At 69.0% G+C, this 12,942-nt stretch carries 9 protein-coding genes; 8 read left to right on the top strand and 1 reads right to left on the bottom strand.

The annotated features are described in order from the left end of the window. The first annotated feature begins 85 nt into the window (after nt 1-85). The 7 genes from AB0J66_RS46235 to AB0J66_RS46265 all read left to right on the top strand — a co-directional run bounded on the left by AB0J66_RS46235 (nt 86) and on the right by AB0J66_RS46265 (nt 8,427). Complete coding sequence (locus AB0J66_RS46235; protein ID WP_364674853.1) at nt 86-1,087, top strand: LacI family DNA-binding transcriptional regulator; 1,002 nt, start codon at nt 86-88, stop codon at nt 1,085-1,087. Nucleotides 1,088-1,207: 120 nt separating this feature from the next. Then, complete coding sequence (locus AB0J66_RS46240; RefSeq protein WP_364674855.1) at nt 1,208-2,896, top strand: ABC transporter substrate-binding protein; 1,689 nt, start codon at nt 1,208-1,210, stop codon at nt 2,894-2,896. 65 nt (nt 2,897-2,961) lie between these two features. After that, nucleotides 2,962-3,996, top strand: a complete 1,035-nt coding sequence (locus AB0J66_RS46245) for an ABC transporter ATP-binding protein (protein ID WP_364674857.1) — start codon at nt 2,962-2,964, stop codon at nt 3,994-3,996. Next, on the top strand, nt 3,993-4,973 hold the full coding sequence (locus tag AB0J66_RS46250) for an ABC transporter permease (protein ID WP_364674860.1): 981 nt from the start codon (nt 3,993-3,995) through the stop codon (nt 4,971-4,973). Before AB0J66_RS46245 ends, AB0J66_RS46250 begins: the two co-directional genes overlap by 4 nt. A 3-nt stretch (nt 4,974-4,976) precedes the next feature. Beyond that, nucleotides 4,977-5,993, top strand: coding sequence for an ABC transporter permease (locus AB0J66_RS46255; protein ID WP_364674862.1), 1,017 nt, complete (start codon nt 4,977-4,979; stop codon nt 5,991-5,993). After that, a complete protein-coding gene (locus AB0J66_RS46260; RefSeq protein ID WP_364674865.1) occupies nt 5,993-7,039 on the top strand; it encodes an ABC transporter ATP-binding protein in 1,047 nt (348 codons plus the stop codon). Before AB0J66_RS46255 ends, AB0J66_RS46260 begins: the two co-directional genes overlap by 1 nt. Continuing rightward, entirely contained in the window at nt 7,036-8,427 is a 1,392-nt protein-coding gene (locus AB0J66_RS46265; RefSeq protein ID WP_364674867.1) for a GH1 family beta-glucosidase, read from the top strand. Before AB0J66_RS46260 ends, AB0J66_RS46265 begins: the two co-directional genes overlap by 4 nt. Nucleotides 8,428-8,913: 486 nt before the next feature. Here AB0J66_RS46265 and AB0J66_RS46270 read toward each other — a convergent pair whose 3' ends face one another. Then, nucleotides 8,914-9,327 (bottom strand): hypothetical protein, encoded by a 414-nt coding sequence (locus AB0J66_RS46270; protein ID WP_364674870.1) that lies wholly within the window; start codon nt 9,325-9,327, stop codon nt 8,914-8,916. Nucleotides 9,328-9,620: 293 nt separating this feature from the next. Between AB0J66_RS46270 and AB0J66_RS46275 the strand changes: the two genes are divergently transcribed. Next, nucleotides 9,621-12,716 carry a CARDB domain-containing protein gene (locus AB0J66_RS46275; protein WP_364674871.1) on the top strand — a complete coding sequence of 1,032 codons (3,096 nt, stop codon included), beginning with the start codon at nt 9,621-9,623 and terminating at the stop codon, nt 12,714-12,716. Nucleotides 12,717-12,942: the final 226 nt, after the last annotated feature.

A 12,942-nucleotide genomic window follows, 5' to 3' on the forward strand; every position in this document is an offset into this window, starting at 1 on the left:
ACCGGTTCCGCCATCCGCTCGAAACAAAGAAGAGGGCTGAGCGCAACGGTCCGGTGACTTCAGCGGCTTCACCAACGGAGGACAAGTGCCGATCACCATCGCCGACGTCGCGGCTCGGGCCAAGGTCAGCAAGACCACTGTGTCCCGGGTGCTCAACGGCAAGGGCGAGCTGGACGAGTCGACCGCCGCGCGGGTCCGCGCGGTGATCGACGAGCTCGGCTACGTGCCCAGCGCCCGCGCCGTCGGCCTGGCCCGCGGCCGGACCCGGGTCGTCGGCATGCTCGTGCCGTCGCTCACCTGGCCCTGGATCGGCGAGGTCATCCAGGGCGCGGTCGACGTGCTCGAGACCGAGCGGTACGGCCTCCTGCTGTTCACCTGCAACCGCGGCGACGAGTCGATGCGCCAGTTCGGCGCGCAGGTGTCCGCCAAGTCGTTCGACGGCCTGCTGGTCATCGAGCCCGAGGGGACCCTCGACTACATCGCCACCCTGCACGCCCGCGGGCTGCCGGTGGTGCTCATCGACGACCGCCACCAGGCGTCCGGCCAGATCCCCAGCATCGGGACGACCAACCACGACGGCGCCGGCTCGGCCGCGCGCCACCTGCTCGAGATCGGCCGCACCCGGCCGCTGATGGTCACCGGGCCGGACCGGTTCGGCTGCACCCAGCAGCGGTTCACCGGCTTCGCCACCGTCTTCGCCGAGGCCGGCCACCCCATCACCGACGACCGGGTGCGCCCGGGCGATTTCACCACCGCCGCCGGCGCCGAGGGCGTCCGGGCCGCGCTGGAGTCCGGAGTGGACTTCGACGCCGTCTTCGCGCACAACGACCTGGCCGCCCTGGGCGCCATGCGTGAGCTGCTCGACAGCGGCAAGCGGGTCCCGCAGGACGTCGCGGTGGTCGGCTTCGACGACATACCGACCGCGGCGCACACCCAGCCGTCGCTGAGCACCGTGCATCAACCGCTGCGCGAGATGGGTGAGGCGGCGGCGCGTGCGCTGCTCGCCCACTTCGAGGGCACACCCCTGCCCAACCGCCCGACCGTCATTCCCACCACGTTCACTCCCCGCTCCTCCACCACCGCCTAGCAGCCTCCACCACACATAGCCGGCCAGTCGGTCGGCCATAGAAACGCGCCCATCGACGCCTGCCTCACGCAGGCGCCGCGATACCCCCTGCCCGAAATTTCGGCATTTAGGAGATTAGCGATGCAGAGAAGGAAACTGTTCGCGGTCGCCCTGGCGAGCGTCGTCGCCACCGGCGGCCTGGCGGCGTGCGGCGACTCGCCGAACGCCAACAACGCCAACAACGCGAACAAGTCGTCGGTCGACTTCCTCAAGATCGGCATGCCGAACGGCACACAGACCGAGAACCACAACCCGTTCGCCGGCACCTCCTCGGCCAACGCGCTCGGTTACAAGTGGATGATCTACGAGCCGCTGACCCAGTGGAACCCGGTCAAGCCGGCCGACCCGGCCACCCCCTGGCTGGCCAGCTCGGTCAAGTGGGCCGACGACTACAAGTCGGTCGACATCACGGTCCGCGACAACGCCACCTGGTCGGACGGGCAGAAGCTGACCGCCGAGGACGTCGCCTACACGTACACGCTGCTCAAGGGCAACGACGCGCTCAACCAGTACGCCGTGCCGTACGACCAGGTCACCGTCTCCGGCAACAACGTCAAGCTGACCTTCAAGTCGTCGCAGTTCGTCAACCAGAACAAGATCCTGGCCAACACCCCGATCGTCCCCAAGCACGTCTGGGAGAAGATCTCCGACCCGGCCACGGACGTCAACAAGAACCCGATCGGCTCCGGCCCGTACACGCTCAAGTCGTTCACCCAGGCCGGTGTCACCCTCAGCGTGCGGGACAGCGGCTACTGGCAGGACCTGCCCAAGGTCAAGGAGCTGCGGTACGTCTCGTACGCCGACAACTCCGCCCAGGCGACCGCGCTGGCCAACGGCGAGTCGGAGTGGAGCTTCGTCTTCATCCCGAACGCGCAGCAGACCTTCGTGGCCAAGGACCCGGCGCACCACAAGCTGTGGGCCCCCGGCGTGCTCGGCATCCACGGCCTCTACATCAACACGACGGTCAAGCCGTTCGACGACCCGAAGCTGCGCCAGGCCATGAACATGGTCATCAACCGCACGGACATCTTCAACCAGGCCGAGGCCGGCTACTTCCACCCCGAGATCAAGAGCGTGACCGGTCTGCCGCCGGGCGCCGGTGACGCGTACATCGCCCCGGAGTACAAGGGCAAGGAGTTCTCGGTCGACGTGGCCGGGGCCAAGGCCCTGCTGCAGAGCGCCGGCTACAAGCTCAACGGCAAGACCCTGAGCGACCCGAGCGGCAAGCCGGTGAAGATCAAGCTCAGCGACCCGGCGCCGTGGTCGGACTACCAGACCACGCTGGAGATCATCAAGAGCAACTTCGCCGAGATCGGCATCGAGGCCACGGTCGAGAAGCCGAACCAGGACGTGTGGGACGCCAACGTGCAGAAGGGCGCCTTCGAGGCCTCGATGCGCTGGACCAACGGCGGCGCCACGCCGTACGACATCTACCAGACCGTCATGGACGGCGCCCTCAAGAAGCCGATCGGCACCGCCGCCCAGCAGGGCAACTTCGGCCGCTTCGAGAGCCCGGAGGCGACGGCCGCGCTCAAGGCGTACGCCAACGCGACCAGTGACGCCGAGCGCACCAAGCAGATGAACATCATCCAGAAGGTCTTCGTCGAGCAGGCCCCGATGCTCCCGGTCGGCGCCGACAACGTGGGCGCGGCCTACAGCGACAAGAACTGGACCGGCTGGCCGACCGACGCCGACGCCTACGCCGGCGCGCAGCCGACCCAGCCGTACGCCCTGCAGATCGTCCTCAAGCTCAAGCCCGCCAACTCCTGATGTGACTTGCCGCTCCCCGCACCGTCCGCGGGGAGCGGCACCCACATGTCCACAAAGGAAACTTCATGACGTCGACGAAGGCGCCTTCCGGCGAGGTCGTGCTCGAGGCGGTAGGCCTGACCAAGCACTTCCCTGTCCGCCGGCAACTACGACAGATCTTCCGTAAGGAGCACGACGCGGTTCACGCCGTCGACGATGTGAACCTCACCCTGCGGCGCGGCCGGGTGGTCGCGCTGGTCGGCGAGTCCGGCTCCGGCAAGTCCACGGTGGCCCGCCTGCTGGCCCAGCTCTATCCCCGTACCGCCGGCGACATCCAGCTGCACGGGCAGACCACGAAGGTCAAGGGCGGCCGGGCGTTCCGCGCGTACGCGGCCCGGGTCCAGATGATCTTCCAGGACCCGTTCGCCTCGCTGAACCCCGTGCACACGATCCGGTACCACCTGACCCGGGCCCTGCGGATCCACGGCAACGCCGACGACCTCGACGCCGCCCTGCACGACCTGCTGACCCGGGTCAGCCTGACCCCACCCGAGCGCTACCTGGACAAGTTCCCGCACGAGCTCTCCGGCGGCCAGCGCCAGCGCGTCGCGATCGCCCGCGCCCTCGGCGCCCGGCCCGAGGCCCTGCTGGCCGACGAGCCGGTGTCCATGTTGGACGTCTCGATCCGGCTCGGTGTGCTGAACCTGTTGCGGGACCTCAAGGAGCGGCTGAACCTGGCCATCCTCTACATCACCCACGACATCGCCTCGGCCCGGTACTTCGCCGACGAGACGATGGTCATGTACGCGGGCCGGATGGTCGAGGGCGGCGACAGCGAGACGGTCACCCAGTCCCCCGCGCACCCGTACACCAAGCTCCTGATCGATTCCGCCCCCGACCCGGACCGGCTGACCGGCGACCTCGACCCGGCCGACGAGGACCGCGGCAACGGCGAGCCGCCGAGCCTGATCAAGCCGCCCTCGGGGTGCCGGTTCCACCCGCGCTGCCCGTCGGCCATGCCGCGCTGCTCGACCGACCTGCCGGTGCCGCTCCCGATCGGCGACGCGCCCGGCCACTGGGCGGCGTGCTGGCTCTACGACTCCTCGGAGGCCGCGTCGTGAGGTACTTCCTCCAGCGCATCGCGTTCTACCTGTTCACCGCGTGGGCCGCGATCACCCTGAACTTCTTCATCCCGCGGCTGGTGCCCGGCGACCCGGTGCAGTCGCTGATCGCGAAATACCGGGGCCAGCTCAGCACCGACGCCATCCAGTCCCTGTACGTGCTGTTCGGCCTGGACAAGCACGAGAGCCTGTGGAACCAGTACATCGACTACTGGAAGCAGATCTTCCAGGGCGATCTGGGCCTGTCCTTCACGTTCTTCCCGGCCCCGGTCTCGCAGGTCATCTCGCAGGCGCTGCCGTGGACCGTGCTGCTGGTCGGCATCACCACGATCATCAGCTTCTTCCTCGGCACCGGCCTGGGCGTGCTGGCCGGCTGGCGGCGCGGGTCGTGGGCCGACGGCCTGCTGCCGGTGACCACGTTCTTCTCGTCGGTGCCGTACTTCTGGCTCGGCATCATCGCGATCTTCCTGCTGGCCGGGCCGGGCAGCTTCTTCCCGTCCTCGGGCGGCTTCGACTCGGGCCTCGTGCCCGCCTTCGACCAGTACTTCATCCCGAGCGCCATCCAGCACAGCCTGCTGCCGGCGCTGACCATCCTGATCTCCTCGGTCAGCGGCTGGATCCTGAGCATGCGCAACATGATGGTGACGGTGGCGTCCGAGGACTACATCACCGTGGCCCACGCCAAGGGCCTGTCCGAGCGCCGGGTCGCGGTCAGCTATGCCGCCCGTAACGCGTTGCTGCCCAACGTCTCCGGCTTCGCGCTGTCGCTCGGCTTCATCGTCGGCGGCACGCTGCTGGTCGAGATCGTCTTCTCGTACCCGGGCCTGGGCTTCACGCTCCTGCAGGCCCTCGGGGCCAAGGACTACCCGCTCATGCAGGGCATCTTCCTGGTCATCACGATCTCGGTGCTGATCGCGAACCTGCTGGCCGACGTGGCGTACCTGCTCCTCGACCCGCGCACCCGCAAGGAGGGCTGAGCGATGACGATCCCCACCTCGAGCATCGAGCAGGTGATTCCCGGGCAGGGCTCGATGGCCCAGCCCGAGGAACCGCATCCGGGCAAGCGCAAGCGGCAGCGGTTCACCTTCATCCGCAACAAGAAGGCCGCGGTCGGCCTGGTCATCCTCGGCCTCTACGTGCTCTTCGCGATCATCGGGCCGTGGGTGGCGCCGTACGACCCCAGCGCCCGCGGCAACGACCTGGTGCAGGGCCCGTCGGCCGATCACTGGCTCGGCACCACCCACCTCGGCCAGGACGTGTTCAGCCAGATCCTGGTCGGCACCCGCAGCGTCATGTACGTCGGCTTCCTGGCCGGCATCATCGCCACCGTCCTGTCGGTGCTGATCGGCGTGACCGCGGGTTACCTGGGCGGCAAGACCGACGACGTGCTCTCCGCGTTCGCCAACGTGATCCTGGTGATCCCGGCCGTCCCGCTGATGATCATCATCACGTCGATCCTCAACAACGCCAGCGACACCCTGATCGCGCTGGTCATCGGGCTCACCTCGTGGTCCTGGAACGCCCGGGTGCTGCGCGCGCAGACGCTGTCGCTGCGCCGGCGCGACTACATCGAGGCGTCCCGGGCCACCGGCGAGAAGACCTGGCGGATCATCGGCTTCGAGCTGCTGCCCAACCTGACCGCGGTGATCGCCTCCGGCTTCGTCGGCACGGTCATCTTCGCCGTCCTCTCCGAGATCACCCTGGCCTTCATCGGCATCGTCTCCAACAACGGCTGGAACTGGGGCACGATCCTGTTCTGGGCCCAGGGCCAGCAGGCGCTCGCCCAGAACGCCTGGTGGTGGTTCGTGCCGGCCGGCCTCGCGATCGCCTTCCTGGGCACGGCGCTCTCGCTGATCAACTTCGGCATCGACGAATTCGTCAGCCCGCGCCTGCGCAGCGCCGGCAAGACCAAGATCAAGACCACGTCGGGCCGGACCGTACGGATGCGGATCGGCTTCACGCCGGTGCTCTCCGCCTCCAAGACAGAGGTGCAGTGATGGAACCCGTACTGGAGATCCGCAATCTCAATGTGGACTACGGCCTCGGCGACAGGGCAGTGCATGCCGTACGCGACGTCAGCCTGACCCTGCACCGCGGCGAGGTCCTCGGCCTGGCCGGCGAGAGCGGCTCCGGCAAGTCGACGCTCGCCTACGGCTTGACCCGACTGCTCGCCCCGCCCGGCGTCATCACCGGCGGCGAGGTGATCTACCACCCGGACAACAGCGAGCCGTACGACGTGCTCGCGCTCAGCGACCGCAAGCTGCGCCAGTTCCGCTGGGCCGAGACGGCGATCGTGTTCCAGGGGGCGATGAACTCGCTCAACCCCGTCCACAAGATCTCGACCCAGCTGACCGACGTGCTCAAGGCCCACGAGCCGAAGATGAGCGAGCACACCCGCAACGCCCGGGCCCGCGAGATGCTCAAGTTGGTCGGCATCTCGCCCGACCGGATGGACGCCTACCCGCACCAGCTCTCCGGCGGCATGCGGCAGCGCGTCATGATCGGCATGGCCCTGATCCTGCAGCCGCAGGTGGTCATCATGGACGAGCCGACGACCGCGCTCGACGTGGTCATGCAGCGGCAGATCCTCGGTCAGCTCATCCAGCTGCGCGAACGGCTCGGCTTCTCGGTCATCTTCATCACGCACGACCTGTCGCTGCTGGTCGAGTTCTCCAACCGGATCGCGATCATGTACGGCGGCCGGATCGTCGAGGAGGCGCCGGCCGCGACGATCTACCGGAACGCTCTGCATCCGTACAGCGAGGGTCTGCTCGGATCCTTCCCGGCCCTTCGCGGGCCGAAGCGCGAGCTGGCCGGCATCCCCGGGTCGCCCCCCGACCTGGCCGGCATGCCGAGCGGATGCTCGTTCCACCCGCGCTGCCCCAAGGCGTTCGAGCCCTGCCCGACCACCATCCCCGTGCTCGGCCCCCCGGCCGACGCCGCCGCGGCCGGCCGGACCGTCGCCTGCTGGCTGCATCCCCCGGCCGGCCCCGTCGACGTCGCCCTGACCCGGACCGAAGACCTTCCCCTGGAGACCCGTTGAACCCCGCAACCCAACTGGCGCCCCTGGCCACCGGTCTGCCGCCGTCCTTCACCTGGGGCGTGGCCACCGCGTCGTACCAGATCGAGGGGGCCGTGGCCGAGGACGGGCGCACACCGTCCATCTGGGACACCTTCAGCCGTACGCCCGGGGCCGTGCACAACGGCGACACCGGCGACGTGGCCTGCGACCACTACCACCGGATGCCGCAGGACGTGGCCCTGATCAAGAGCCTGGGCCTGGACAGCTACCGCTTCTCGGTGGCCTGGCCGCGGGTCCAGCCGGGCGGCCGCGGACCGGTCAACCCGGCCGGGCTCGCCTTCTACGACCGGCTGGTCGACGAGCTGCTGGCCAACGACATCGACCCGTGGGTGACCCTCTACCACTGGGATCTGCCGCAGGAGCTGGAGGACGCGGGCGGCTGGCCCAACCGCGACACGGCCTACCGGTTCGCCGACTACGCCGGGCTGGTCTTCACCAAGCTGCAGGACCGGGTGAAGACGTTCACCACACTGAACGAACCGTGGTGCTCGGCCTGGCTCGGCTACAACGTGGGCGTGCACGCGCCGGGCCGGCGCGAGTTCGACGCCTCGCTGGCGGCCACCCATCACCTGTTGCTCGGGCACGGGCTGGCGCTGCAGGCGATGCGGTCTGCATCGTCTGCAGAGCACACCTTCGGCATCACTTTGAACATGGGCACGGCCGATCCGGCGTCGACGTCCGACCTCGACCTCGAGGCGGCGCGGCGGGCGGACGGGATGGGGCTGCGGCTCTACCTCGACCCGCTGCGCCACGGCACCTACCCGGCCGATGTGGTGGCCGACCTCGCCGCGCGCGGCTCGGCCCTCCCGGTGAAGGACGGCGACCTCGAGATCATCTCGGCGCCGTTCGACGTGCTCGGGGTCAACTTCTACTTCGGGCAGGACTTCGCCGGTACGGATGTCGACGGCAGCACGCAGGACGCGGCGGGCGAGCCCGTGGTGCGGGCCGTCCTGCCGGACACACCTCGTACCGCCATGGGGTGGCCGATCACGCCTTCCCGCTTCACCCAGCTCCTGGTCCGCCTGGCCCGCGACTACCCCGGCCTCCCTTTGATCATCACCGAGAACGGCGCCGCCTTCGACGACCAGCCCGACAAGTCCGGATTTGTCGCCGACGACGACCGTACTGCGTATTTGTCCTCCCACATCGCCGCCGTGGCCGCCGCCCGCGAGCAGGGCGCCGACGTCCGGGGGTATTTCGCCTGGTCGCTGCTGGACAACTTCGAGTGGGCCGAGGGCTACGCCAAACGCTTCGGCATCGTCCGCGTCGACTACGAGACCCAGGAGCGGATCCCGAAGCAGAGCGCCCTCTGGCTGCGCGACTCGATCGCCGCGCTCAGGTCCCAATAGCCGGCGCACCCACGCCGCGCGACCCGATCGCCGCACTGGACCTCGGTAGCGGAAGGCCCGCAGGCCTTCCGCTACCCCTCCCGACAACCAGGCCCCACGTCGTCCACAGACCCGCGCGTTGTCCACAGGCCCGGACATGATCTTGCGGATTTGCGGGAGGGTGGCGGTAGGGGCGGGGGCCCCCTGGGAGGGCGGGCTCCGGCGTTCGGCGGGACGGCTATGCGTCGCACGATCGCCGCCGAGGCCAGCTGGTCGAACCGGTCGGTCAGGTTGTCCGGGCGGATCGGCTGGCCCCACCGGCCGGCGAACAGATACCGCGACGCCGGGCCCGCCGTGAGCGGCCCGAGCAGGTCCAGTGTCTCCGGGTCGAGGACCAGCGTGCGTACACCGTTGTGCGACTTCGGCGGCTTCACCCGTACCTGGCTTCCGGGATCCTCGACCACCACTTGCCGCCGCACCGTCAGCGTTCCCTGCAGCGGCTCCACATCACCACCGCAGGCCGCACAGCTCACCACGGCGTAGACCGGTCACCAGCAGCAGCCGCCACAACGGATACGGACGATCACCGCCGACGTGGTCTCCGAAACGCCTCGCCTCGGCGGGCGACCACACCGGTCGCTCCTTGTCGCTGTCGCGCGGCTTACGCACCCCTAAGGTCCGGCCGGCCTGCTCCACGAAGGCCTTCGCCAACACAAATTCAACTTCCGCAGGGTTGTGGGAGTAGCCGCACCCTTCTAGCTCGCGGTAGGCGCGTTCGACCATTCGGGCGCTGAGCCTCGAGGCTCGCACCCCACCCACGTATGGGTAGATCAGGCCGAGCAGCCACCGATAGCCGTACACCGTGTTCGGCTCGAGTTCCTGCTCCCCGGCCAGCTCCCAGTCCTCGCAGATGTTCTGCACACTGTCGTCCCGCTGCCGACACACCTACAAGGCGGCCTGCGACTTCCTGAGTACCTACTGGACGAACAGCGGGACCGGCGGGGCACTGTACCCGCAGGGGTCCATGCGGCTTGGCACCGTGACGGCTCTCATCCACCGCCGCGACGAATACGACCTGAACCGCCGGGGCCGGATCCCGATCCGGCCCCCAACGGGTGGCATCGACGACATGCTGTGCAGCAGCTGAGAATGCATCTCTGTTTTCGTGTAATTCGATATATATGCTGACAAAATACGCGCGTTCCCGGCGTCGGATGCCGTTGTTCGCAGCGGCGGCGCTGCTCGGCGGGATGATCACGGCCGCGCTGCCGGCGGCCCCGGCGGCGGCGGTCTCCAAGACCCTGGCCTACGTCGTCGGGCAGGGCGAATCGCTGCAGGTGCTCGACACCGCCACCAACGAAGTCGTGGACACGATCGCCAACGCCGACGGCGACCGGGTGGTGGCCGCGCCGGACGGGAAGAACATCGTCGTCGTGCGAGGCGGCGCACAGAAGAACCTGAGGCGGATCGACACGGCGACGAACAACGTGGTGCGGTCGCGCGCGCTCGACGTCTCGCCGGTCGGGGCCGCGTTCTCCGACGACGGGCAGACGCTCTACGTCCCCCAGGACAACAACACCCTGACGGTGATCGAAGCCGAGAGCCTCGCGACCACCGCCACGATCCCGGTCGGGAACAACCCGTCCGCCGTGGCGGTCGCGCCCCATGGTCACGTCTACGTCGCCAACTACAACTCCGGCACCATTTCGGTGGTCGACACCGCGACGAGGGCGGTGATCACCAGCATCCCCCTGCATGGGGCGGCCGCGCTGGTGGCCGCACCCGACGGCACCCGCGTCTATGCCGCCAGCAGCACCCTGGACCGGGTCGCCGTCATCAACACGTCCACCCTCGCGATCGACAGCACCATCGATGTCGGCCCGACCACGACCGGTCTGGCGATCTCACCGGACGGCTCGCGTCTCTACGTGTCGGACAACGACGGTGACGGTTCGGTGATCAACACCGTTACCGAGTCCGTGAACGGCATCCACACCGGTGCTTCCCGCGGCATTACCGTCACCCCCGACGGGAAGCACGTCTATTTCGCCGGGCTGTACAAGAAGAACATCCAGGTCCTCAACGTCGCGTCCGGCACCTTCTCCACGGTCACGGCGGTCGAGAACGCGTTCAACATCGCCATCGCGCCGGTCACCGCACCCTGGGCCGACCTGTCCGTGAGCTTCAGCAACCCGGCGGACCCGGCCGCCCCGGCCGAGGCCGGCACGCCCTACACCTTTAGCGCCGTGGTCAGGAACAACGGGCCGGACGCCGCCACCTCGATGGCCGTCGCCGTCGACCTGTCCGGGGTGCCCCGCACCATCCAGAGCGCCTCGATCGGGACCGGCTTCTGCGTGCGCGAGGCGTCGAGGGCGGTCTGCTACCTCGACACCCTCGCCGACGGCGGCACCGCCACGGTCACGGTGACGGTGACACCGCAGAGCAGCGGGAACCTCACCGCCGTCGCTCAGGTCAATGCCGGGTCGGTCGACCCGGTCGCGACGAACGACACCAGCACCCTGGCCAAGACCGTCAACCCGCGGTCACCGTCGGCCGACCTCGCCGTGACCGTCACCGGCCCGGCCGGCCCGGTTCAGGTCGGCACCCCGTACGACTATCGCCTGGTCTTCACGAACAACGGCCCGGACAGTGCGAGCAACGCCAAGGCCACCCTGGTTCTGTCCGGAGCCGATCTCACGATCCAGAACGCCTCGGGCTGCCCGATCAACGGCAACACGGTGACCTGCAGTTACCTCACCCTCCTCAGTGGTAGGTCGGACGCCCGCACGGTGACGGTGCTGCCGAAGTCGGCGCAGCCGATCACCGCGAAAGCCACCGTCGCCGCCGATGAGGTCGACCGGGAGAGCACGAACGACACGAGCACCGCCACCACGACCGTCGAGCCCAAGCCCCAGGCGGCGGATCTCGCCGTGTCCGTCACGGGCTCCGCGAACTCGGTCGAGGTCGGCGCGACCCTCGTCTACTCGGTCGTCGTCCGGAACAACGGCCCGGACACCGCCACCGGTGTCAGGGCGACGATCGTGCTCTCCGGCGACTACACCATCCAGGACACCGACTCCTGCACCGCCGCCGGATCCACGCTGACCTGCAACGTCGGCACTCTCGCCAGCGGCGGGTCACCCCTGTACCGGATCATCGTCCGGCCGGCGGCGGCCGGCGCCGTCTCCGCGAAGGCCACCGTCAGCGGCGACCACCCCGACACGCCGCAGACGAACAACACCAGCACCGCGACCACGACCATCACGGCGCCGCCGTCGGCCGACCTGGGCGTGGCCACCACCGTCTCGGCCGATCCGGTGCAGGCCGGAACGGCGTACACCTATCGCGTGGTCGCCACGAACAACGGCCCGGACGCGGCCACCGGTGTCAAGGCGACGATCACCCTGGCCGGCGCCGACCTCACCATTCAAAGCGTCACGCCGGACGCCGGCACCTGTGAGACCACCGCGCCCACGGTCAACTGCACCATCGGCAACCTTCCGAAGGACGGCACGGCCACGATCACCGTGAAGGTGCTGCCGCAGGCCGCCGGGCCGAACTCGGCCCAGGCGACCGTGAAGGCCGACCAAGGCGACACCGTGACCACCAACGACTCCAGCACCGCGACCACGACCGTCACCCCGGCCCCGGCCGCGGACCTGAGCGTGGTCACCACCGACGCTCCGGACCCGGCCGCGCTGGGCGCCACGTTCACCTCGACCACCAAGGTGACGAACAAGGGCCCGAACCCGGCCACGGCCGTCATGACCACGATCACCCTGACCGGCAACGCCCTGGTCCTGGACGCGACCAGCACCCAGGGCACCTGCACGATCGCCGCCCTGACCGTCACGTGCACGCCGGGCAGCCTGGCCAAGGACGCGACCGCGACGATCACCCTGACCGTCGAGCCGCAGGCGACCGGCCCGATCACCGCCACGGCCAAGGCCACCGGCAGCCCGGCCGACCCGGTCCCCGCCGACAACACCAGCGTGCAGACCACGACGGTCAACAACACCAACGGCTGCACGATCGTCGGCACCTCGGGTAACAACATCCTGGTCGGCGGTCCCGGCAACGACGTGATCTGCCTGCTGGGCGGCAACGACACGGTCAACGCGTTCGGCGGCAACGACGTCATCTACGGCGGTTCCGGCAACGACACCGTGCAGGCCGACACCGGAAACGACTTCCTCTATGGAGGCCCGGGTAACGACACCTTGGCCGGCGGGGCCGGGGTCGACAAGATCGACGGTGGGCCGGGCACCGACATCTGCACCGCGGGAGAGAACGTCACCAATTGCCCGTGACGACTGGCCGGGGCCGGACCGGGTCCGGCCCCGGCTCTTGCCGGCAAAGCGCTGCGCCGGGCGAGCAGTCGGGCGGCACACGTCCCGGCGCACAGCGGCGAGCGGCCGACTGCGGACGGCGCGCCTTATCGGCGGCAGATGAGTCATCCGCTCAAAATCGGTCGCCAAGGCGTCGTGCAATTTATAGATTCTGGTCATGACGCCCTTGACCGGCATTCTGCCTCCC

The sequence above is a fragment of the Actinoplanes sp. NPDC049598 genome, from assembly GCF_040675435.1.
Lineage (GTDB): Bacteria > Actinomycetota > Actinomycetes > Mycobacteriales > Micromonosporaceae > Actinoplanes.

What these genes read in the sequence shown, in the direction of transcription:
- AB0J66_RS46240 (WP_364674855.1), top strand. Translation starts at nt 1,208, where the DNA reads ATGCAGAGAAGGAAACTGTTCGCGGTCGCCCTGGCGAGCGTCGTCGCC.
- AB0J66_RS46260 (WP_364674865.1), top strand. Translation starts at nt 5,993, where the DNA reads ATGGAACCCGTACTGGAGATCCGCAATCTCAATGTGGACTACGGCCTC.
- AB0J66_RS46275 (WP_364674871.1), top strand. Translation starts at nt 9,621, where the DNA reads ATGCCGTTGTTCGCAGCGGCGGCGCTGCTCGGCGGGATGATCACGGCC.
- AB0J66_RS46245 (WP_364674857.1), top strand. Translation starts at nt 2,962, where the DNA reads ATGACGTCGACGAAGGCGCCTTCCGGCGAGGTCGTGCTCGAGGCGGTA.
- AB0J66_RS46255 (WP_364674862.1), top strand. Translation starts at nt 4,977, where the DNA reads ATGACGATCCCCACCTCGAGCATCGAGCAGGTGATTCCCGGGCAGGGC.